The 22,198-nt window shown below is 56.2% G+C and carries 15 protein-coding genes and 2 tRNA genes; 6 read left to right on the plus strand and 11 right to left on the minus strand.

Annotated features, from left to right (window positions below; all coding sequences use genetic code 11):
* The first annotated feature begins 63 nt into the window (after positions 1–63).
* A complete protein-coding gene (locus tag ACVWZ0_RS13595) occupies positions 64–1,413 on the plus strand; it encodes a cation:proton antiporter (RefSeq protein WP_253460603.1) in 1,350 nt (449 codons plus the stop codon).
* Between the two features lie 3 nt (positions 1,414–1,416).
* Here ACVWZ0_RS13595 and ACVWZ0_RS13600 read toward each other — a convergent pair whose 3' ends face one another.
* On the minus strand, positions 1,417–2,415 hold the full coding sequence (locus tag ACVWZ0_RS13600; protein ID WP_253460600.1) for a glycosyltransferase: 999 nt from the start codon (positions 2,413–2,415) through the stop codon (positions 1,417–1,419).
* The gene (locus ACVWZ0_RS13605) at positions 2,412–3,941 is read right to left on the minus strand and encodes a lipopolysaccharide biosynthesis protein (protein ID WP_253460597.1); all 1,530 of its coding nucleotides are present in this window, start codon (positions 3,939–3,941) and stop codon (positions 2,412–2,414) included. Before ACVWZ0_RS13605 ends, ACVWZ0_RS13600 begins: the two co-directional genes overlap by 4 nt.
* A gap of 1,209 nt (positions 3,942–5,150) precedes the next feature.
* On the opposite strand from ACVWZ0_RS13605, the gene ACVWZ0_RS13610 reads away from it, so the two are divergent.
* Complete coding sequence (locus tag ACVWZ0_RS13610) at positions 5,151–7,325, plus strand: putative bifunctional diguanylate cyclase/phosphodiesterase (RefSeq protein WP_253460594.1); 2,175 nt, start codon at positions 5,151–5,153, stop codon at positions 7,323–7,325.
* 68 nt (positions 7,326–7,393) lie between these two features.
* Here the strand turns inward: ACVWZ0_RS13610 and exaC are convergent, their stop codons facing one another.
* Positions 7,394–8,914 (minus strand): acetaldehyde dehydrogenase ExaC, encoded by a 1,521-nt coding sequence (gene exaC, locus ACVWZ0_RS13615; protein WP_253460591.1) that lies wholly within the window; start codon positions 8,912–8,914, stop codon positions 7,394–7,396.
* 153 nt (positions 8,915–9,067) lie between these two features.
* A complete protein-coding gene (locus tag ACVWZ0_RS13620) occupies positions 9,068–9,778 on the minus strand; it encodes a glutamine amidotransferase (protein ID WP_253460587.1) in 711 nt (236 codons plus the stop codon).
* A 123-nt stretch (positions 9,779–9,901) separates the two neighbouring features.
* Between ACVWZ0_RS13620 and ACVWZ0_RS13625 the strand changes: the two genes are divergently transcribed.
* The gene (locus ACVWZ0_RS13625) at positions 9,902–10,789 is read left to right on the plus strand and encodes a DMT family transporter (protein WP_253460585.1); all 888 of its coding nucleotides are present in this window, start codon (positions 9,902–9,904) and stop codon (positions 10,787–10,789) included.
* Between the two features lie 45 nt (positions 10,790–10,834).
* Positions 10,835–12,202, plus strand: a complete 1,368-nt coding sequence (locus ACVWZ0_RS13630) for a CoA transferase (protein ID WP_253460582.1) — start codon at positions 10,835–10,837, stop codon at positions 12,200–12,202.
* A 255-nt stretch (positions 12,203–12,457) separates the two neighbouring features.
* Here ACVWZ0_RS13630 and ACVWZ0_RS13635 read toward each other — a convergent pair whose 3' ends face one another.
* From ACVWZ0_RS13635 to ACVWZ0_RS13650, 4 genes are all read right to left on the minus strand, one after another.
* Entirely contained in the window at positions 12,458–13,012 is a 555-nt protein-coding gene (locus tag ACVWZ0_RS13635) for a TorD/DmsD family molecular chaperone (protein ID WP_253460579.1), read from the minus strand.
* A 33-nt stretch (positions 13,013–13,045) separates the two neighbouring features.
* Positions 13,046–13,783 carry a phosphatase gene (locus ACVWZ0_RS13640; protein ID WP_253460576.1) on the minus strand — a complete coding sequence of 246 codons (738 nt, stop codon included), beginning with the start codon at positions 13,781–13,783 and terminating at the stop codon, positions 13,046–13,048.
* 37 nt (positions 13,784–13,820) lie between these two features.
* Positions 13,821–14,762 (minus strand): glyoxylate/hydroxypyruvate reductase GhrA, encoded by a 942-nt coding sequence (gene ghrA / locus ACVWZ0_RS13645; RefSeq protein WP_253460573.1) that lies wholly within the window; start codon positions 14,760–14,762, stop codon positions 13,821–13,823.
* Between the two features lie 86 nt (positions 14,763–14,848).
* A complete protein-coding gene (locus tag ACVWZ0_RS13650) occupies positions 14,849–16,309 on the minus strand; it encodes a peptide MFS transporter (protein WP_301252253.1) in 1,461 nt (486 codons plus the stop codon).
* A gap of 227 nt (positions 16,310–16,536) precedes the next feature.
* On the opposite strand from ACVWZ0_RS13650, the gene ACVWZ0_RS13655 reads away from it, so the two are divergent.
* Positions 16,537–16,624: transfer RNA gene (locus ACVWZ0_RS13655), tRNA-Ser, on the plus strand.
* A gap of 235 nt (positions 16,625–16,859) precedes the next feature.
* On the opposite strand, the gene ACVWZ0_RS13660 is transcribed toward ACVWZ0_RS13655, so the two are convergent.
* Together ACVWZ0_RS13660 and phoA are read right to left on the minus strand one after the other, a co-directional pair.
* Entirely contained in the window at positions 16,860–17,756 is an 897-nt protein-coding gene (locus ACVWZ0_RS13660) for an ATP-grasp fold amidoligase family protein (RefSeq protein ID WP_253460570.1), read from the minus strand.
* Positions 17,757–17,922: 166 nt separating this feature from the next.
* Positions 17,923–19,326 (minus strand): alkaline phosphatase, encoded by a 1,404-nt coding sequence (gene phoA, locus ACVWZ0_RS13665; protein WP_253460568.1) that lies wholly within the window; start codon positions 19,324–19,326, stop codon positions 17,923–17,925.
* 247 nt (positions 19,327–19,573) lie between these two features.
* Between phoA and ACVWZ0_RS13670 the strand changes: the two genes are divergently transcribed.
* Positions 19,574–19,661 (plus strand) — tRNA-Ser (locus ACVWZ0_RS13670).
* A gap of 440 nt (positions 19,662–20,101) precedes the next feature.
* Here ACVWZ0_RS13670 and ACVWZ0_RS13675 read toward each other — a convergent pair.
* Positions 20,102–21,652, minus strand: coding sequence for a methyl-accepting chemotaxis protein (locus tag ACVWZ0_RS13675; protein WP_253460565.1), 1,551 nt, complete (start codon positions 21,650–21,652; stop codon positions 20,102–20,104).
* Positions 21,653–22,198: the final 546 nt, after the last annotated feature.

A 22,198-nucleotide genomic window follows, 5' to 3' on the forward strand; every position in this document is an offset into this window, starting at 1 on the left:
CTGTGGCGCTTTGCATGTTAAGTCAGCGTCCATATCACCCCTGACGACTATGGAGGCGTATCGATGGATTTTCTTGGCTGGACAGCCGCAACGGGCGGGCTTTTATTACTGATGTCGCTGGCATCAGGCTGGATCAATCGCGGCCCGATCACCACGTTTTCTCTCTACCTGATTGCCGGCGTAATTTGTGGCCCTTGGGTGCTGGATCTGCTGCATATCGATATTGCCGCTCATGCCGAACTGACCGCTCACCTTACCGAGATCGCAATGGCGGCCTCGCTGTTTATCACCGGGCTGAAACTCAGGCTGCCGTTCCGGCATCAGGGCTGGCGGCTAGGGATGCGGCTGGCTTTCCCCGGCATGCTGCTGACCGTGCTGGGTATGTCGCTGGCGGCACACTATCTGGTCGGCCTTTCCTGGCCGTTTGCCATCGCCTTTAGCGCCATCGTCGCGCCGACCGATCCCGTACTGGCCAGCCTGATTTCCGTTAACGATGCCCGCGATGACGACAACCTGCGCGTGTCGCTCTCCAGCGAGGCCGGGATGAACGACGGCACCGCCCTGCCGCTGCTGATGCTGGCGGTGACGCTGCTGACCACGCAGCAGGAAATGACGCTGGATCTTTTCCGCCACTGGGCGTTAAAGGACGTGCTCTGGGGGATCACCGGCGGGCTGGGCATCGGCTTTGTGTTTGGCCGCTTTGTCGGCCAGTACGTCACGCACCTGCGCTACGCGCATAAAGATGTCGCCCCGAATGATTTCCTGGCGCTGGCGCTGATTGCGCTGAGCTATGCGGCGGCTCAGGCGCTGGACGCCTCCGGCTTCCTGGCCGCTTTTGCCGCTGGCGTGGGTCTGCGTCGGGCGGAAGTCAACGTTATCCGCCGCCAGCCTGCCGATGCGTTTGACGACAGCGACCATCGCCCACCGGCGGAGGTGCTGGTCAATCCGCATATCCGTCATGAATCTCTTGATCCGGATCCGGCGCGCTCGGTAGGCCTGGTCGTCGGCGATGCGCTGTCGTTCGGTGATACCGTGGAACGCCTGTTTGCGGCCGGCATTATTATCGTGCTGGGCGTGACGCTGGCGCATCACTGGGATCCGGACGGGCTGCTGATGGCGCTGGTGCTGTTTGTATTTATCCGCCCTGCGGCAGTATGGCTCGGCACGACAGGCATTAAAGTGCCGTGGCAGCAGAAGATGATTATCGGCTGGCTGGGGATCAGGGGGATTGGCAGTATCAACTATATTGCCTGGGCCTATACGCACGGCGTGGCGGGCGAAGAGATGACGCGCATGGCGAATATCGCCTTTACGTTAATCGTTGCCAGCGTCATCGTGCATGGGATTTCGGTCACGCCGCTGCTCAACTGGCGGCAGGCCAAAATAGCCGCCGCCAAAGAGCAGGACGAATAAGCGTTATAACGCGCTGGAGAGTTTTTTCTTACAGTAGACCAGGCTGCTGTAAAGCGGGTTCAGATACCAGATAACCATCAGTTTGATATTGTTTCGCGTCAGTTGGCGTACCAGCGCGTTTACCCTGGGCTGGTACTCCTTCGGCACGGTCATATCATGCTCGCGCAACATTTTCAGGCAGCCGCTCATCACCGGAAAATAGTAATCATCCACCAGCGAACGTTCCACCGGCACGTTGGCGGCGCGGATAGCCTCTTCGGTACCTTCACGAGCGATAAAGTAGTTCTTCACCCAGGAAAAATCGCGCGTACGGACGGAAAGCGACGTCGTGGTATAGCGCTTAAAGTAGTAGGCTTCTGGCGTCACGAAAACCTGTTTTGCCTGCAAATAGAGGGTAAACATAAAAGGCGCGTCTTCGTGATTCTGGATCGGCAGAAAGCGGCTTTTGGTCCGGACAATCAGCTCGCGAGAGATAATGCTGGACCAGAGCACGCGATGCGCGGAGCCGCTGCCGTTCAGCTGCTCAATAAAGGCCGTGCCGCCGCTGTACACCCCTTTCAGGTTACGGGCGTGCGTGATCTCAGGCTTGCGCTCTGCCACCGGCACGTCCATAAACATTTTGGCGGCGAAGCAGAACATCTCCAGCTCCGGACAGGCGCGCTTTTCACGCAGGAAGTCGGCAAACAGCGTCGGGCCGGTGAGATCGTCGGCATCCATAAAGTAGATGAAGTCGCCGGTGGCCAGCTCCAGCCCTTTATTCCTGGCGGCGCTGACGCCGCCGTGCGCGTTACGCACCAGCTGAATACGCGGATCGCGCTGGCAATACTCTTCAATCAGCCGATCGGTACCGTCGGTCGAGCCATCGTCGATAATAATAATCTGCTGCGGTACTACCGTTTGTTGCAGCAGCGAATCAACAGCCTCGCTCAGATCGGCCCGGCCATTATAGACGGGCATAATCACGGACAGCGTAGGCTGCGCCAGATCGTCCTGGTTACTCATCTTTCACCTCGCAGGTTCAGCCGACGGAAAGTTACATTTTTAAGGTAGTCGCCTACTTTACTGTGCAGCAGGCAGCAGATAACCAGGTTCACAAAACCGATCAGCCCCAGGTAGAGCAGGTTCAGCCAGCGGTTATCGTTCCACTCGAAAGGGATCGACAGCGTAAGGAAGGTCACGCAGGCGGAAACGGCCCAGATCAGCAGCACGTCGCGGGTCAGCCACTGCATATGGATCGTCGGCGCAAACTTCCTGTGCACAATCCATGACCAGACCAGCAGGTAGAAAATGTTTTGCGCAACCCACACGATGCCGGTACCCAGCGCGCCATAGTGGATGGCCGCAAAGATATTCAGCGGGATCAGGATAATGGCAAACAGCGTAAAGCCTTTCATATGCAGCGACAGGTTGCCGTTCACATACTGCAAATTATAAAGCAGGCCGACAATCGCCTGCACGCCGCTGCCCAGCGCATACAGCGTCATTACCAGCGACATCTGCTCGCCAATCTGCGCGTTCTGCGTCCAGGCCCAAATCAGCTGGGTTGGATAGAAAGCGATGGTGAGGCTGAGCGGCGCCATAAAGATGCTTACCGCCTGGGTTGTCCAGCGATACAGCTTCAGCGTTTCCTGCTCGCCGTTCTCGCTTTTGGTACGCATCCCCGTCATGCGCGGCACAATCGCCTGCATAATCGGGCTGCTGAGCATCACGATGCCGGTTGCCGCCGTCGCCACCACGGTAAAGGAACCGTAGGTCGCCAGCGGCAGCGTTTTGGACAGCACCAGACGGTCAATCTGCGAAATAAACGTCCAGATGGCGCTGGAAAAAGCCGCGCCGACGGCAAAGCGCAGGAAAGGCTTCAGCACGCCTTTCAGGTTATCCACCCTGGTGTTGCGATCGCTTTTAGGCACCAGCTGGTAGGATTTGCGAATGCAGAAGAAGGCCTCGCCCAGTGAAATCAACAGCTGCCAGCAGAAGAAGAAGATGACCGGGTTCGACGCGAAACGAATAACGAACACCGCGCCAAAGGTGCGCAGCGTAATCACCACCAGGTTCAGCGCGTTCAGCCAGACCTGATGTTCATAGCCGACAATTACGCTGCGATAAGGCCCGATACGCCAGCGGATAGCGGCGGTCAGCACCATGATGCCGACGGCAATCACCAAATCCTGATGCGGGATAGTTTTCGCATGCAGCCAGTGCGAGGCGACATAAGGCGAGGCGAACCAGCCCATCACCACCAGCACGGCGGAAGAGATCAGAAAGAACTTACCCAGCGTAGCGAACAGCGAGGGAAACCACGGGTTTTGCTCCCGATCGGCGCGATAGCGGGCCGCCTCACGCAGCAGCGTGGTGGAAATCCCCACGTCCAGCAGCTGTAGCCAGGTCAACAGGATCGAGAAAAAGCCGATAAGGCCGTAAATCTCCATGCCCAGTTGATGAATATATAAGGGTACGACCAGTATCCCGGCAAGCGTGATATAAATCTGACCGACATAATTCGCAACCGCATTACGCTTAATCGACATAATCTCTTCTATCGTGCTCGGTTTATCATTTATCAATAACGCAGACTAACAAATCGCTGCCCGAACTACATCCGGGAAATAGTCTTAAAAGCGCGATGCGCGGTGCCCGAAGCCACGCCTGAATAGTACCGCCCGGCAACAGGTTGTTATAAAAGAATGCGGCAAGTTTGTATCTTTAACGTCCAATACAGGCTATTAAAAAAATAGTAAGTCTGAGATAAAAAAGGCTGAACAATCATTATCCGCTTTTTACATTCTGCCGGGCCATTTTTATCTGGAGCGATGTCGTGAGCATGGCGAAAATCATGGCCGACAAGGTTTAGCGGGTGGCCCTGATTCTGAGACAGGCTTTTAGTTTCTTCTGGCCCTTGCCGGCTGCCCGACGCGGCAGCCTCGTCCGCCAACAGAAAAAGGCGGCTTATGGATAGCGAAAAGCTGCGCGGAGTGAAGCCTGAAGCCAACCGGCAGCGCGCGCAAATTCAGCCTCTGGCGAAAAATTCCCCCAATCGGCCCTGATGAGGATCCTGCCCTGTCATAAGCGCGGACAGTTAACCCGTTTTCAGCTCACTATTCCACCGGCTTATTTTCTATTCGGACCAATGAATGCTGAGCGCTTTAAGGCACAGAAAAACCGATGCTAACTCAATCGTTATTTTTTATGCCTCGTTTTATTAATTAGTTTAAAAAAACCTGGACGACCGTGATAAAAAAACACACCAATACGATTAAAGATAAAAATAAATATCATCTTCTTTACTATTTTACCCGCATAAAATAAAAATGACCTGAATAAGAAAATAAAAATGTGAATCAGCTTGTTGTAGGATAGCGATAATAAAAATCACTACTCTTTTAGTTTAAGCGCCGTATCCGTGCTTTTCCCTGCCGTTCCCGAGGGTGTTTGCCCGCCATGCGGAAATTTTCAACCTGCTGTTTTTACTGTGATTTTATCAAAATAACGGTTTTATCCCTGCCAGGAGCTGGCCTGGCGCAACCATGATGGGGCGCATAAAGCGCGCGGCCGGCCGTCTCTTTTTCCGCTGTTTCTGCCACAAAGAGGCAGGCTGCCACGACTAACGTGACAGAGATCACATTCAATCTTCTGACGCATAATTCCGCCTCTGCCACCTCAGCCAACCGCGGCCGGGATTTATGCTAGCCTCAAAGTAGAGGGAGTGTTGCCGTCCTGAGAGTGGGTTGATAAAAAACATGAAAATATCAGAGAGTTTTCGCAGCCATTTTATCCGCGAAGTGCTTATACCTTTGGTGCTGGTGTTATTAATTATTTTTACTGCGGCAACGTTTACGGTCTGGTGGGCCACCGCGAAAACCAATCGCGACGCCGCTCACCAGCAGCAGCAGATTATCGAGACTTCGCTGACGCAAAGCCTGACGGAAATGATCAAACAGAATCGCAGCCTGGCGCTGTGGCAGCCGCTTGGCCGTCGTCTGGATCGCGCGCTACAGGATACGCCCTGGCTGAACCAGAACGTCGGCACCTGGCTGTCGACCATGTTCGGCCACCAGCTTATCTATATTCTTGATGAGGAAGATCGGCCGGTGTATCGCTGGGAGTGGGATAAAAACGTCCCTGTGGCGCAGTTCGAACATCTGCGTCAGCCGATCAATGAGCTATCGGCCCGGCTTAAAACCCCTTTTGCCAGCGGCGGACACGCCGAAGCGATCGACTTTACCCTGATCGATAAACGGCCCGCTGCGCTCGCCATCAGCATTATTGACGACGGCTACGGCGGCAGCGGGCGTTTTCGGCTGGTGAGCGTAAAATATCTGGACGCCAGCTATCTCAATTCCCTCTCTCAACGCAGCCTGCTGCACGATCTGCACTACGCCGACGGCAAGCCGATGAAAACGGGCGCTAACTATTTATTAAAAAATCACCTCGGCGACGCGCTGGGCTATATCAGCTGGCGCCCGGCCGCGCCCGGCACGCAAATGTTTCAGGTTATCGGCCCGGTCGGGCTGGCAATGGTGCTGATTATCACGCTGATCTGCGGAGTGATGATCCGCCGCCTGTGGCTGTCCTCGCTCAAGCTCTCACAGTCGCTGCTTCAGCTGAGCGCCAGCGAGGCGCAGGCGCAGCATCTGGCTTTCCACGACGTGCTGACCGGCCTGCCTAATCGCGCGCTGGTTGAGGAACGGCTGACGCAGGCGCTGGGCAAGCTGAACCGCAGTCCTGAACATGTCGCGCTGCTGCTGCTGGATCTCGACCGTTTTAAACAGGTTAATGACACCTATGGGCACCATGCGGGAGACGCGCTGATTATCGACGTGGGGCATCGCCTTAGTCAGGAGGTCAGAGAAGCCGATACCGTAGGCCGGCTTGGCGGCGACGAATTTGTGGTTATCGTGGAAGGGATCACCGCGTTCAGCGATATTCAGAAGCTGTGCGAGCGGATCATTGCCTCGCTGGCGCGGCCTTTTACGCTGCTGGGCAGTGAAACCTGGATAGGCGTCAGTATTGGCGTGGCGATGGCGCCTCAGGATGCGAGCGATCGGCTGGAAATGATGCGTAAAGCGGATATCGCGCTGTACGAGGCCAAAAGCCAGGGGCGCGGTCAGTATCGCGTGTTTGATAACTCGATGGATGAACAGGTCAAAACGCGCCAGCTGATTGCGGCTGATTTACGCGCCGCGCTGCAAAACAAGCGCGATCTGGCCGTTTACTATCAGCCGCTGATGGATATTTCCGGGCAGCAAGTCGTGGGTCTGGAAGCGCTGATGCGCTGGCATCATCCGCAGCGCGGCGTGATTTCGCCCGGCGAATTTATTCCGCTGGCGGAGGAAATGGGCCTGATTATCCAGATTGGCGAATGGGTGCTGCGTGAAGCCTGCCGCGTGTCGCTGGCGTGGCCCGATATCTCCATGGCTATTAATGTCTCCCCTTTACAGTTTCGTTCAGCGGGCTTTGTGGAGCGGTTTAAAGCCATCGTCCAGCAGGAAAAAACGCTGCCTTCCCGTATTGAGCTGGAAATTACCGAAGGCGTGCTGATTGAAGATGAGAAAGGCGCGCAGGAGATTATGCGCGCGCTGCGTGAAGCGGGTTTCCGTATCGCGCTGGATGATTTCGGCACGGGCTACTCCAGCCTGAATTACCTGAGTCATTTCTCGGTGGATAAAATCAAAATCGACCGCTCCTTTACCCAGTCGCTGGGCGTGACGGAGAACTCAACCGCCATCATCGAATCGGTGGTAAGACTGGGCCAGGCAATGGGGCTGACCGTAACCGCAGAAGGCGTGGAAACCAACAGCCAGATGGCGGCGCTGGCGGAGGCGGGTTGTAATGAGCTACAGGGCTACCTTTTTTCGCAGGCCGTATCGGAACAGGAAATTGCTGCGCTGCTGGCTCCCGATAAAGCCAGCTAACGCAGCGTGACAACGTCACCTTCTTATTGACGCCGCGCCCGTTCATTAACGACGCGCGGCGCAGGATGTTAAAAGAAACCCAGCGGTTCGGTGCTGTAGCTGACCAGCAGGTTTTTGGTTTGCTGATAGTGATCGAGCATCATTTTATGCGTTTCCCGCCCGATGCCGGACTTTTTGTAGCCGCCAAACGCCGCGTGTGCCGGATACAGATGATAGCAGTTGGTCCAGACGCGCCCTGCCCTAATCGCCCTGCCAACCCGATAAGCGCGGTTGATATCGCGCGTCCAGACGCCCGCGCCCAGCCCATAGATCGAGTCGTTGGCAATGGCGATAGCTTCCGCCTCATCTTTAAAGGTCGTGATGCCTACAACAGGCCCGAAAATCTCCTCCTGGAACACGCGCATACTGTTGTTGCCCTTGAGCAGCGTGGGCTGAATGTAATAGCCGCCGGCCAGATCGTCGTCCAGCTTCTCCACGCCGCCGCCGGTCAGCACCTCTGCGCCTTCCTGCCGCGCAATGTCCAGATAAGAGAGAATTTTATCAAACTGCTGCTGCGAAGCCTGCGCGCCGATCATGGTGTCGGTATCCATAGGATCGCCGCGCCTGATGGTTTTAATTCTTTTTAATACCGCTTCCATAAAGGGCGCATAAATGGATTCCTGCACCAGCGCGCGCGAAGGACAGGTGCATACCTCGCCCTGATTCAGAAAGCCCAGCACCACGCCTTCCGCCGCTTTCTCTATAAAAGAAGGCTCGGCCTGCATGATGTCCTCAAAGAAGATGTTCGGTGACTTGCCGCCCAGCTCAACCGTTGAAGGAATAAGGTTTTTCGCCGCCAGCTCCAGGATATGGCCGCCGGTAGCGGTAGAGCCGGTAAAGGCGATTTTGGCGATGCGCGGATTGCCCGCCAGCGCCTCGCCCGCTTCACGACCAAAGCCATGCACTACGTTCAGCACGCCTTTCGGCAGCAGGTCGGCGATCAGCTCGACAAACAGCGTGATTGACAGCGGCGTCTGCTCCGCCGGTTTCAGCACCACACAGTTGCCCGCGCCAAGCGCCGGTGCCAGCTTCCAGGCCGCCATCAGCAGTGGAAAGTTCCACGGGATAATCTGGCCGACCACGCCCAGCGGTTCGTGAAAATGGTAGGCGGCGGTAAACTCGTCGATTTCCGCCGCCGTGCCTTCCTGCGCGCGCAGGCAGCCCGCGAAATAGCGAAAATGATCGACCGCCAACGGCAGATCCGCCGCCAGCGTCTCGCGTACCGGTTTGCCATTGTCCCAGCTTTCGTTGACGGCCAGATATTCCAGCTTCTCTTCCAGCCGATCGGCGATTTTCAGCAGCGTCAGCGAACGCGACTGGACGGAAGTTTTGCCCCAGGCTTCCGCCGCCGCGTGCGCCGCATCGATGGCGTTTTCAACATCCACCTTATCTGAACGTGGGAACTCGCCGATGGTCGAGCCGTTAACCGGTGACGTATTGGTAAAGTAATTACCGTTTACCGGCGCAACAAACTCGCCGTTGATAAAATTGCCGTAGTGCGATTTCAGCACGATTAAGGAATCCTGACTGCCCGGATATGCGTAGCGCATGATCGTCTCTCCGCGATAATTAACAATTAAACAACTTGAAATTAACATTAACAGAACAGGAGAAATTGACAGCCGGGCCGGGCGGAAAGTGTGACCGCGCCGAAAGGAAAGCGCTAAAGCGAGGAAAGAGGACGGCAAAGCCGCCCCGTTGCGTCAGGCGAGGCGCGCTATCGCGCGCGGCTGCTGACAAAAATTCTGCAAAAGCCGCAGCGGCCAGCTGGGTTCGGGGAGCGCTTCGCCAGCGGCTTCGGGCCTTGAGCTGTTTTGCTGACAGGCCGCCATAATCGCCGACGTAAACTCGGGATGGAACTGCACCGAGAGCGCCTGTGGGCTGTAGCGAACGATCTGACACGGATCCATCACGGAAGAGGCCAGCACCCGCGCACCGGTCGGCGGTCGCAGCACCGACTGACGATGGGAAAGCCACGCGGAAAACTGCCCCGGCAGCGCGCCCAGCAATACATCTTCAGCGCCCTCTTCGTGACGGGTGATCTGCTGCACGCCCCCTTCCCAGCCACGCGGATTATCGCCGACCTTGCCACCCAGCGCATAAGCCATGAGCTGGTGACCATAGCAGACGCCCAGCAGCGGTAGCTGATGATCCATAGCGCTGCGTATCCACGCCGCCGTGCGCTCGCTCCACTCCGCATGGTCGGTTACCATCGCCCAGGAGCCGGAGAGAATGGCCCCCGACAGCAAAGCGGGATCGGGCAGCGCTTCGCCCAGATCGGGACGCACGATCAGCCAGGCATCCGGCTGTAAACCCGCAGCGGCGATAAACCAGTGCTGCTGCTCGCCCACCTGCGCCATGACGCCCGCAGGCGGCGTTTCAAACTGGATAATAGCGAAAGGAAGCGCGTTCATTGTCTGGCAATCTCCTTATGCGGCTGATTCGGAATCTTACAAGAAAAAAGGGCCTTCACGCTTAACATCATGGCGATTCGTGCCATCATAGGCTAATGATTAAACACACTAAAGGATTGCGTTGTGGCTGTACGTCATTTTTTCCTGATTTTGCTGGTGGTCACCACCTGGGCTTTCAATAACGTTGCGGTAAAATGGGGGCTTGGCGAGGTGCCGCCGCTGTTTCTGACGCTGATGCGCTTTGTGGTGGTGGCGCTGATCCTGGTGCCTTTTACCCGCGTTACGCGTGAACAGCTGCGCTATCTGGTGCCGCTGGCCTTTACCTTTGGCTTTATGCACTTCTCGCTGCTGTTTCTCGGCCTGAAATATACCGACGCGGGCACGGGCGCCATCGTGGTGCAGCTGGGTACGCCTTTCGCGATGATCCTGGCAATGATTTTTTTGCAGGAAAAACTGTCGCTGGTACAGATGTTGGGCATCGCCATTTCGCTGAGCGGCGTGGTGGTGCTGGCGGGCAGCCCGACCATTCCAACATGGTGGGTGCTGTGCCTGCTGCTTTGCAGCGCGGTGGGCTGGGCCGTCAGCAACCTTATCGTGAAGAAATCCCCGTCGATCAAGCCGCTTACCATGACCGGCTGGCTCTCTTTTCTGGCGATCCCCATCGTGGGCCTCTCGTCCTTCTTTATGGAAAGCGGTCAGCTGACCAGCCTGGTTAACGCTTCATGGCGAGGCTGGTTCGCGATTTTGTACAGCGCAATCTGCTCTTCCATCGTCGCCTATTCGCTGTGGTATGGCCTGCTGCGCACCTATAACGTCAATCTGATTATGCCCTATTCCCTGCTGACACCGGTGCTGTCGGTGATTATGGGCGTGCTGGTGCTGGGCGACAGCATGAATATCTTTAAGGTTTTCGGCTCGCTGCTGGTGGTGGCCGGCACGGCGATTGCGGTGATCAACCTGCGCAACCTGAGGATGCACGCCCGCCTGCCAAAGCTGAAGCGGCTGCGCTAGCGACCGCCGATCTTCATTGCTATGGTTAAATTAAAGGAGGAAGCAATGACGACCCGGTTAACCGCACAATGCTGGCAACAGCTCTGGCAGGCATTACGCAATGACGACGCGCCCGATGTCCATTTTATCGGCGAGCAGCGTCTCCCTTCCGCCTTTCCGGTCACCGAGCTGGCGGCCACCAGCATGGCGCTGGCGATGCAGGCGGCCGCAGCCCTGACCGGCAATCCCGCCCGTCAGCGCGTCGATATGCGCCTGGCGTCCCGCTGGTTTCAACACAGCTTTCAGCCCGTAAACCGCTCTGCGCCCTCGCTGTGGGATGCCTTTGCCGGAGACTACGCCGCCGCAAACGGCTGGATCCGCCTGCACACCAACGCGCCGCATCACCGGGCGGCGATGGAAAACGTGCTGGGCACGCACGCCAGCCGCGCCGATTTGGCGCAGGCCGTCAGCCGCTGGGACAAAACCGCGCTTGAACAGGCGGTGATTGACGCGGGCGGCTGTGCGGCAGAGATGCGCAGCGTGGAAGCCTGGCGGCAGCACCCACAGGGGCAAAGCGTACGGCACGAGCCGCTGATAGCGCAAAGCGTACAGCCGCAGGCCGCCGCGCCGGGCTGGGCGCTGCCAGGGCTGCGGCCGCTGCAAGGCGTCAGGGTGCTGGATCTGACCCGAATTATCGCCGGGCCGGTCGCCACGCGCTTTCTGGCCGGGCTGGGCGCCGACGTGCTGCGGCTCGATCCGCCGGGCTGGCAGGAGCCGACGCTGGAGGAGGAAGTCACGCTGGGCAAACGCTGCGCGCGCCTCGATTTAAAGTCGGCGGCAGGCAGGCAGATTTTTGCACAGCTGCTGGGCCAGGCGGATATTCTGATCCACGGCTATCGTGCCGATGTGCTGAGCGCGCTGGGGTATGATACGGAGGCACGACAAAAGCTTTCTCCTGGCCTGATCGACGTCAGCCTGAACGCCTGGGGCTGGACGGGGCCGTGGCGCAACCGGCGCGGTTTTGACAGCCTGGTGCAGATGGGCTGCGGCATAGCGGAAACCGGCCGTCAGTGGCAGCACAGCGAGAAACCGGTGCCTCTGCCGGTACAGGCGCTCGACCATGCTACCGGCTATCTGATGGCCGCCGCCGCACTGGAAGGTATGCGGCTCAGGCTGCAAAACGGCACGGGCTTCAGCGCCAGGCTGTCGCTGGCCCGCACTGCCTGCCTGCTGACCGATAATCCTTATCCCGAGGCGATGCAGCCCAAAAGGCTGGTTAGCGCACAACCGCATGATAACAATGTCGAAACGGAGATAAACGCCTGGGGGATCGGCCTGCGCCTTAAACCGCCGGTGGAGTTGCCCGGCACGCCGCTGGTTTGGTCTGCTTCCGCCTCGCCGTTGGGTTCTGCGCGCGCAGCGTGGCGGGATTAACCCGCTGGCTACGCGCCTGTTAGCTAATAAAGTAAAGCCAGATGACCGGGCCGTTTCGCGCACCTGTTAACTGATAAAGTAAAGCCAGATGACCGGGCCGTTTCGCGCACCTGTTAAGTGACAAAGTACAGCAAGACGATCGGCCCGCTTTGCGCACCTGTTAACTGATAAAGTAAAGCCAGTATCGCCGGGCGCGGTACTGGCTTTACTCAGTGACTACCGGCAGAAACCAGGCCAGCCGGATTGTCCGCAGCTTTACGCTTCGTCTTCTTCCGCCAGCTCGTCGCGCATCGCCTGAATCGCTTCGCGACTTAGCGCGGCCAGCGTACGGTAAAACGGCGTATCGGCCCAGGCTTCCACCTTGCCCAGGAACTGACCGCACCACGGCAGCAGATAGTCGTCGAACAGCGTAATTTGCGCCTGTACCTCATCCTCCTGCGACTGATCCTCCAGCCAGGAAGCGGCCAGCAGCAGCGAGCCAAACCGATCGGCCGGGCCTTCGCCAAGCGGCATGCCACGGCTCTGCAAAAACGCCCGCACTTCGCTCTCCTGCGGGCCGTTTTCCCACTTTGAACCCTCCGGCGACACCTTGCAGTCGCTGCCAACAAACAGCGCGTTATAGTCAGCGGCCAGCGCCTGCGGATCGCTGTTCTGCTGCAAACGCGTCAGCAACTCGTCCTGCTCCAGCGGCCACTGCTGCTGCAGCTTACCCTCGCGCAACAGCGTAAACAGCGGCACCAGCAGCGGATCCTGCGGCTGGCGGTTATAGAGCGAGCCAAGGATGCGGCAGATAATCGAAAATTCATTCATCGGGATGGGTCCATAGCGTTAAGCGTGACAACGTCACAGGTCAGCAAATTCTGTAATGGTCGTGCCGGTTCTGCGCTGTAAAAAATCCAGCAGGCGGCGCGGCGTGACATTTAATACGCGTTCTTCGGGAAAATCCACTTCCTTCATGATCCGCAGACAATGCTCAAAATTGCCCAGCGTAAAGGCAGTATGGGAATCCGAGCCGCAGGCGATCCAGCCGCCGGCATCGCGTACTGCGGCTGCAATAGCACGACAGTTAGGCTCGCTACCCTTGCGCGAGTGGGTAAAAGAGGAGTTGTTCAGCTCCAGCGCCACCTCATATTTTGCGGCGGCCTCGGCAATAGCAGGAATATCAACAGGGTACTTCGGGTTGCCCGGATGGCTGATGATATGCACGTTGCCGCTGGCCATGGCGGCGATCATCGCTTCGGTATTGGTCGCCTTGTCGCGCGGTGCGAAAACCGGCTCGTGAAAGCCTGCCACCACGATATCCATGGCCTCCATCATCGGCCCGGTGCAGTCGATATCGCCCGCCAGGTTTTTAATATTGGCTTCAATACCGCGCAGGATGCCAATGCCGTCCACCACGCGCGGCCAGACTCGCATATTGATAAAATGCCAGTGGTGCGGCGCATCGGCCATATCGGGGCCGTGATCGGTGATCGCCAGCAGTTTGACGCCGCAGGTTTGCGCCTGCTGGACGTAGTCACGCAGCGTGCTATAGGCATGGGTGCTGGCAACGGTGTGCATATGAAGATCGACAGGGTACATAATTTCTCCTTGTTGACGGGCACTCGGCCCGGACGAGTTAGTAGCCTCGCGCCAGATCGACCTGACCGGCGGGCATATCACCCGCTTCACGCTGGCGGATGGCGTCAGCAATGTAGTCCATAGCTTCCTCCGGCAAGGTGACAGCCGCATTATGCGGCGTGATGGCGATAGCCGGATGCGTCCAGAAAGGATGATCCTGCGCCAGCGGCTCCTGCGCAAAAACGTCCAGCGCCGCCGCCTTGATTTCGCCCGCCGCCAGCGCCGCCAGCAGATCTTCTTCCACCAGATGCGCGCCGCGCGCCAGATTAATCAGATAAGCTTCCGGCTGAAGCTGACTCAGTAAACCACGGTTCAGAATGCCGACGGTTTGCGGCGTGTTCGGCAACAGGTTAATCAGCACGCGGGTGCCGGAAAGAAACTCGCTCAGCTGCGCTTCGCCGTGGAAACTGGTGACGCCCGGCAGCGTTTTCGGCGTGCGGCTCCAGCAGCGCACCGGAAAACCCCAGTAGCGCAGGCTTTCCGCCACGCTGCGCCCCAACACGCCCGCGCCCAGAATGCCGATGGTAAAGGCGTCCCGGCCAGGGTTGCGCAGCGGCTGCCACAGCGCCTGGCTTTTCTGCTGCTGATAGTCGTTAAAGCGGCGGAACCAGCCCAGCACGTGCCAGACCGCATATTCCTGCATCTGGCGACCCATGCCGGTATCCTCCAGACGAAACAGCGGCACGCCAGCCGCCAGCATCTGCGGATGTTCGCGCAGCTGGTTGAGAATATCATCCACGCCCGCGCCCAGCGCAAAAACGCCTTTTAAATCCGTACGGCCCTGCAGCATCGCTACCGGCGGCTGGCGCACCAGCGCGTAATCTGCAGGAGCCCGATCGCCCGGTGTCCATTCACGCACGCGGGCCTGCGGCAAACGCTGCTCTAATCCGGCCTGCCATTTTTTTGCATTAAAGGAAGGATGATAAAAAATGATATCCACGCGGCTTCTCCTGTTTTTCCTTCAGGCTCAGGGAAAATGCAGCCCGTGGCAAGCAAAAAATAAGGGGGCCGTTATGGCCCCCCTGGCTAGCGTGTCGTCTGGATAAGCCTGCGCAGCAGCGGCATCAACAGCAGCAGGATCAGACCTGTGGCGACGCTGCCGCAGCCCAGCAGCATAAAGATATGGCTGTAGCCAGGGTTGGTCAGCGCAGGCGAACTGCCGCTGTTCTCCGGCATCATGCCGGAAACGTGACCGGCCAGCACCGACGCGACGCCTGTTACCATCATCCAGCAGCCCATCATCACGCCCTGATAACGTAGCGGCGCCAGTCTGCCGATCATCGCGTAGCCAACCGGCGAAATCAGCAGCTCGGCCAGGCTTTGCAGAATGTAGCTGATCGCGATCCATTTGAACGCCACCATGCCGTCGCCGCCGGCCAGCATAATACCCACGGGTAAGACCAGCATCCCCAGCCCGATACAGAACAGCGAAGAAGCGAACTGCAAAGGAATATCGATGCGCCAGCCACGCTCGCGCATGTTACGAAAGCCCATTGCCAACAGCGGCCCGCCGAAAACAATCACCAGCGTATTGATGTTTTGCACCCACTGCGGCGCAACCCGGATGCCCCAAACGTTCAGCATAATATTGTGTTCGGTAAACAGCATCAGCCCCATCGGCGCCAGCTGGTAAAGCGTCCAGAACACCAGCGCGCCCAATGCCAGGATCAAGTAGGCGGCCATTCGGCGCTGTTCTTCCCGTGGGCGATGTCGCAGCGTAGTGGCGGCAAGCAACAGGAAAACAACCGCGCCAAGGATCAGGACAAAAGTGCCGGTAAAATCAGCATGGGTCAGCATCAGGCGGATAATCGGCACCAGCACCACCAGGATCAGCAGGCCCGCCAGCATCCGCAGCCGCAGCTGCGATTTGTTGACGTGCAGCAGCGGCGTATCGATATCCGCCAGCGTTTTCCAGCGCAGCAGAGAAATAACGATGGCGACGGCGTTGCCCAGCGTGGCGAACAGGAACAGCGCCTGGTAATGCTCCTGTAGCTGGAAATAGCCCGCGCCGGTGAAGCCGATAAAGAAGCCCAGGTTCATCCCGGCATAGTTCCACAGGAAGGCGCTTTCGCGACGGCTGTCTTCCGGCGTAAAACGCTGGGTCAGCATCATATTGATACAGGTTACGTTCAGGCCGCTGCCGGTCAGAAACATCGCCAGCCCCCAGTACAGCCCGTCCGCGCTTTGCCCGGAGAGGATCCAACAACCAATGACCTGCAACACCATGCCCAGCACAAACAGGTTACGGTTGCTGAGGTAGCGTCCGCCGAGGTAGCCGCCAAACAGATGCAGCCCGTAGTTGAAAGCGCCGAACACGCCCATCATGGCGTTGGCCTGCGCCTCGCTGAAGCCGAGTCGTTTGGTGGCATAAAGCACCAGGGTGGAATAGAGCACGGCAAAGCCAAGGGTGGCGAAAATCTGGATAAAGAAAAGCGCGCGCGTACCTTCCTGCCCTGTCGCTCCACCGTTTTTAGTCTGGATAGTCACTGTGGCCTCGTGATTTTTTAGCCTGATAAAGCGAATCATTATGCACATTGTTCGGCCAATTGCGCTGATACCGTTGCGTTTTACTTTAGTAAACGGTCCTTTTGCCGAATTTAGCAGCAGCCTGCTGCAAAAATGAGTAAACGAGCGGAAAAGTGCAGAAAGGGTGTTGACCCGCGCACGACTTTTCCCTACATTACCGGCCACGCAGCAAGCTTGCGTAACAATATGGTGAGGTGTCCGAGTGGCTGAAGGAGCACGCCTGGAAAGTGTGTATACGGCAACGTATCAAGGGTTCGAATCCCTTCCTCACCGCCATATTTAAAGAAAGAGCCTGAACTCACGTTCAGGCTTTTTTTTATGCATGTTCCCCACGAGGAAGGGTGAGAACCCTTGACCGGGTTCGACAAAACCGTTCCGTCAGCGAACGGTTTTGTACGGCAAACTGCCGCCCGTCAGGGTGAGGCCCGACGGGCCTCATGTTATCCCTTCCTCACCGCCATATTTAAAGAAAGAGCCTGAACTCACGTTCAGGCTTTTTTTTATGCCCAACTTATTTATTGATGTCTGACGGCAGTTGCCACAGCTCGCCAAGCCTGTAATCCCATATTCTTGGCGAAAACTTTATCTTGCCTCTCTCTGGCGTAAAGGTTATTTCACTAAACCAGATATTTTCTTTATGCATAAAGAAATCCACCCGGCAGTAATCAATACCTTCTGCGAGCGTTTCCGCCAGTTCAAGTAAGCGAGCATAGCCAGCGGGCCGGGGAATGTCGCGCGGATTATTGCTCTGCCCCATAGTAAAAGGCTGCAGGCGCCAGCCTTCATCATAAATATTGGTGAGCTTATTTCCGGCGGCATCCGTAAAATCCGCCTCTGTAAATTTCGCTTTTTGATGAAAGCAGTGAACGCGGTAAAGTTCCGGTGTAATATCCGGATTGGCGTTCGCAAAAATATCTATATACTGCTCGGCCAGGATAAAGGGTGGGATGTTTTTGTATTGCCATTCCAGCGAGACATAGTAAAAGTTACGATTAAGAAAAAAATCGAGCTTTTTATTATAGCGCGCTATTGCTGCCGCATCTTTGGCAAACACCATCTGGCAGCTGCCGCTATCATGGTTGCATTTGAGTACAAATTTATCGGGTAATGCAGCATAGTCAATATCCGCCGTGCGCCGCCACACGCCCAGCAATGGGATCAAATAGTTTTCGCCGATTTTCTTTGCAACGTAGTCACGGGCCAGGTATTTATCAGCCAGTTGGGTATAAAGATCGTTGCTTGTGTAGAGCATACGGTGGATAATTTTTTCATTCAACGACTCAGGATTGCGGAAAACATCTGCTCCACAGTGTCTTTTGCGGTAGGTCGTTAGCAAATATTTTTCTTCTTTCTGTAAAAGGTGACGAAAAATTTTACCCTGATGCTCAATCTTCTTAAATAAATACACTTCCCCGGCCCCTTATTAACAACCTGTCCTGATACAGGAATAATGGAGCCAGCCTGGTCATTATTACGCCAGGAAGAAATAAACCCTAAGTAAACAAGGCAAATAAAAAAGCACCGTTACCTTTCAGCAACAGTGCTTTTATATAATCAATCAGTTTTTATAAAGACTACTTAATTTCCATCGCGGCCTTCATGGTATAAAACAGATCGGTCTGATCGGTCAGCCCGACCACGTTAGCGGCGTGTGGCCCATAAGCGGCGATGCGCAGCTGCGTGCCGGTATGCTCCTGCGAGTCCTCTTCCGAGTTACCGTAGCTGATAGTCATCAGGCCGCCCTCTTTAGTTGCCAGCTTTTGCGTCAGGCCGGGAGCCTTACTGTCATTAGGGATAATCTGGCTGGAATGCGCATGGTCCGCCGTGACAATAACCAGCGTGTTGCCGTCTTTACGGGCAAACTCCAGCGCTTTCTGTACTGCCTCATCCAAATCTACCGTTTCGCCAATCTGGCCGCAGGGGTTTGCTGCATGATCCTGCTTATCGATCGACGCGCTTTCCACCTGTAAGAAGAAACCGTTCTGATTTTTGCTCAGCAGCTGGATAGCCTTATCGGTCATCTGCGCCAGCGTTGGCGTGGAAGCAGGACGATCGCTGTTTACCTCGCAGCTGATGGGGTTGCCTTCCAGATTACCGTGCAGGGTCGCTTTCGGCCCTTTCCAGCGCACCGGCATATTGCCATCCGCGAACAGGCCCAGCACGGGTTTATCCTGCGTGGCTTCGGTAATAGCGTTCATGCCGTCAAGGTTATCAATCAGCTGGTAGCCGCGCAGCTTCGCCTGCTCGCTCAGCGTCTTGCCCTGCCACTCGCCTGCCTTAGCGCTTTCGGCAAAGGTTTTGCCGCCGCCGCCGAAAGTGACGTCAACACGGGCGTTCAACAATTGTTCGGCAATAGATCCTTTGCCGCCCTTTTCCAGCGCGTTGCCTGCGCACAGCTCGCTGGTTTTCTCCGGGCCATAGCATTTACGGGAGGTCACATGCGCCATCTGCGCGGCGGGCGTAGCGTCTTCCAGCTCTGCGGTAGAGACGTTGCCGGTCGCTTTACCTGCTGCCTTTGCCCTTTCCATAATCGTCTGATGATCTTTACCGTTCACATCCACGCCGATCGCCCCGTTATAAGATTTTACGCCGGTGCTCCACGCCGTTGCCGAAGCGGCGGAATCCGTAACGTAATCGGGCTTATGCGTTTTTTTGTCCAGCGAGTAATGCGTATACTGACCGGTCAGCGGCAGCGCATCGATGCCTTTGAAAAAGCCACCTGCGCCTTCAGCATAGTTACGCGCGGCGGTAATTTCGGAGTCGCCCATACCGTCACCGATCAGCAGGATAACGTTTTTAGCTGTTTTACTGCTCAGTGAAGCTTTCAGCGCTTCGGTCTGATCCTCGCTTAAACGGCGAGCGCCGCCGGGCTGTGTAATATCTCCCTGTGCGGCACGCTGATAATCGGCGGCCTGGGCGCAAAGCGTGATGGATAACAGCGTGGCGGTAAAGGAAAGCGTAAACAGGCTTTTTTTCATCAGACGGCTCCATGAGAAAACGTTTCTAAAAATTTCAGGCGTTTAGTTTGCGACACAATCGTGACGCTTTTGTGTCGGCCGCGTGGCAACTTGATGACTACACCTGTGCGTTTCTCAATCGACAGCGAGCGCGGCCTGCTTACCGCTTAACCTGCCAGAATAAAAAGAGAAAATTCCCTTGACCGTTCGGCCCGGACTCCCTATAGTAGCGCCCCGTCGCCCGAGAGGGGGATGAAGTTTACAATATGGTGAGGTGTCCGAGTGGCTGAAGGAGCACGCCTGGAAAGTGTGTATACGGCAACGTATCAAGGGTTCGAATCCCTTCCTCACCGCCATATTTAAAGAAAGAGCCTGAACTCACGTTCAGGCTCTTTTTTATGCATATTCCCCACGAGGAAGGGTGAGAACCCTTGACCGGGTTCGACAACCGGCTTCAGCCGGTTGGACAGTTCGGACGTCCCGCGGCCGAACTGCCCGCAGGGCGAGCAAAGCGAGTCAATCCCTTCCTCACCGCCATATTCAAAGAAAAAGCCTGAACTCACGTTCAGGCTTTTTTTTATGCATGTTCCCCACGAGGAAGGGTGAGAACCCTTGACCGGGTTCGACAACCGGCTTCAGCCGGTTGGACAGTTCGGACGTCCCGCGGCCGAACTGCCCGCAGGGCGAGCAAAGCGACTCAATCCCTTCCTCATCGCCATATTCAAAGAAAAAGCCTGAACTCACGTTCAGGCTTTTTTTATGGCCAATCTCTTTTTTACCGCCTGGCCATATGGCATCAGGCAACTTTAAATACGGCAATAGCACGAGTCAGCTGCGCAGCCTGATCTTCCAGCGAAGCGGCCGCAGCGGCGGCTTCCTGCACCAGCGCGGCGTTCTGCTGGGTCACTTCGTCCATCTGGCTGACCGCAATGCTTACGTGCTCAATACCGTTGACCTGCTCGCCCGACGCTGAAAAAATCTCCGACATAATGCCGGAAACATTGCCGATGGAAGCAACGATGTCATCCATAGTTTTTCCGGCATTGGCCACCAGCTGGCTACCTTCTGTAATACGCAGGCTTGATGTTTCGATCAGCGTTTTAATTTCTTTAGCGGCTACCGCGCTTCGCTGGGCCAGCGCCCTGACTTCCGAAGCCACGACGGCAAAGCCCCGGCCCTGTTCACCAGCGCGAGCAGCTTCCACCGCGGCATTAAGCGCCAGAATGTTCGTCTGGAACGCGATGCTTTCTATCGTGCTGATGATTTCAGCCACGCTGTTCGAGCTGTCATGAATAGCGGACATGGTGGACACGACTTTTCCTACCACTGCGCCACCATGCTCCGCCACGCGTGACGCGTCAGAAGCGAGGCTGCTGGCATGTTGTGCGTTAGAAGAGTTCTGGCGCACTGTGGCGGTCAGCTGTTCCATACTGGCTGACGTTTCTTCAAGCGACGCGGCCTGCTGTTCAGTTCGGCTGGACAGATCGGTATTGCCCATAGAAACCTCTTTTGCGGCGCTATCGATAGAAGCGGCGGCGTTCTGGATCTCCGAAACGACTTTTCTTAGCTGCTCCTGCATCTCTGCAAAAGTAGCAATCAGCACGCCGGTTTCATCTTTTGACTGCGGGATCAGTACCGATGTTAAATCGCCATCCGCGATAGAGCGCGCCGCTTTAACAGCCTGGCGCAGAGGGACGGTAATCGCACGCGACAGCAGATAGCCCAGCAGAGAGGCGATAGCCAGCCCGGCAAGCGCGCCAACGATCAGGGTCAGCTTGGTTTGCGCTTCGGTAGCATCAACGGTGAGTTGCCTTTCCGCCAGTAAGCCCTTCTCTTCGGCAGCAAGTTCATCGATGATCTTCCGCATTCCGTCCATCTGCGCTTTGCCCGTGTTGGCATTAAAAGCCGCCAGAAACGTTTCATAAGAGAGCGCGCCGGTGTTCAGCGCCTGGCGATTTTTCATCAGCGGCGTAACAAAAGAGGCTTCCCACGCCTGTTCCTGCGCGGTCAGTTTGCTCAGCCTATCCTGCTGTCTTGCATTATCCGACGTCAAAGAGCGCGCCTTCTGCACGTGCTGAGAAAAGGCTTTCTGACCTTCCTGCCACGGCGCCAGCATCTCTTCTTTACCGTTTACTGCATAGCCGCGCAGCCCGGTTTCCATATTCACCAGGCTTTGGGTCAGCGATCGGCTTTCATCGATGACACGCCAGGTATGCACGTTCCAGTTATTGGAGTTTACAATGCGCGAAAAGTTAACGTAAAAAGTGCCGCACAGCAGCAGTAATAAGGCTGCCACGACGCCAAAAGCCGCTATAAATTTCGTACTGACCGAAAAGTTTTTAAACATCTTTTCCACGCTCTCAGAAGATTAAAGGTGCAAACATCGTTTCTGTTATACCCGTGCTTTATCGGCCTGCCTTTCGTAAGCTTTAGTAAATCTGCTTATTTTTTGCTGTTGAACACGCAGATATTCATATAAGTGATTAATAAAATAGTTAAAAAACAAGAAGGCCGTTAAAAACAGAAAAAAAGAAAATAAAAACTCCTTTTTAATTATGATGATAGCGAGTTAATCCATAAAAAAACCGTTTCCGGTGCAAGGTGAAAAGCTTGAGCCACGCTAAGGTATTTGCAGGAATTTTGAAAAAAACATCAAGCATAAGGATATAAAACAAAAAGGAGCCGGCTGATAAGGCTGTATCCCGACCTTAGCTTTTACCCTTCAGTAAGCCTGTCGCTTAGCCATGGTCATGCAGTCGATCGCAGGCAACACCACTCCGCCAGCGTGGTGCTGCCTGCGATCGACTGCTTCCAGGGATAAAACCCGATGCCGTCATCAGCAAAGCAGCAGCCTGCCTGTACGTTAATAAAATTTTACAGTTGGCGATAAGCC

The organism is Erwinia sp. TECH1, from assembly GCF_054057575.1.

Excerpts from the sequence above, each read along its gene's own strand:
- ACVWZ0_RS13595 (WP_253460603.1), top strand. The coding sequence starts at position 64 with ATGGATTTTCTTGGCTGGACAGCCGCAACGGGCGGGCTTTTATTACTG.
- ACVWZ0_RS13600 (WP_253460600.1), bottom strand. The coding sequence starts at position 2,415 with ATGAGTAACCAGGACGATCTGGCGCAGCCTACGCTGTCCGTGATTATG.
- ACVWZ0_RS13605 (WP_253460597.1), bottom strand. The coding sequence starts at position 3,941 with ATGTCGATTAAGCGTAATGCGGTTGCGAATTATGTCGGTCAGATTTAT.
- ACVWZ0_RS13610 (WP_253460594.1), top strand. The coding sequence starts at position 5,151 with ATGAAAATATCAGAGAGTTTTCGCAGCCATTTTATCCGCGAAGTGCTT.
- exaC (WP_253460591.1), bottom strand. The coding sequence starts at position 8,914 with ATGCGCTACGCATATCCGGGCAGTCAGGATTCCTTAATCGTGCTGAAA.
- ACVWZ0_RS13620 (WP_253460587.1), bottom strand. The coding sequence starts at position 9,778 with ATGAACGCGCTTCCTTTCGCTATTATCCAGTTTGAAACGCCGCCTGCG.
- ACVWZ0_RS13630 (WP_253460582.1), top strand. The coding sequence starts at position 10,835 with ATGACGACCCGGTTAACCGCACAATGCTGGCAACAGCTCTGGCAGGCA.
- ACVWZ0_RS13635 (WP_253460579.1), bottom strand. The coding sequence starts at position 13,012 with ATGAATGAATTTTCGATTATCTGCCGCATCCTTGGCTCGCTCTATAAC.
- ACVWZ0_RS13640 (WP_253460576.1), bottom strand. The coding sequence starts at position 13,783 with ATGTACCCTGTCGATCTTCATATGCACACCGTTGCCAGCACCCATGCC.
- phoA (WP_253460568.1), bottom strand. The coding sequence starts at position 19,326 with ATGAAAAAAAGCCTGTTTACGCTTTCCTTTACCGCCACGCTGTTATCC.
- ACVWZ0_RS13675 (WP_253460565.1), bottom strand. The coding sequence starts at position 21,652 with ATGTTTAAAAACTTTTCGGTCAGTACGAAATTTATAGCGGCTTTTGGC.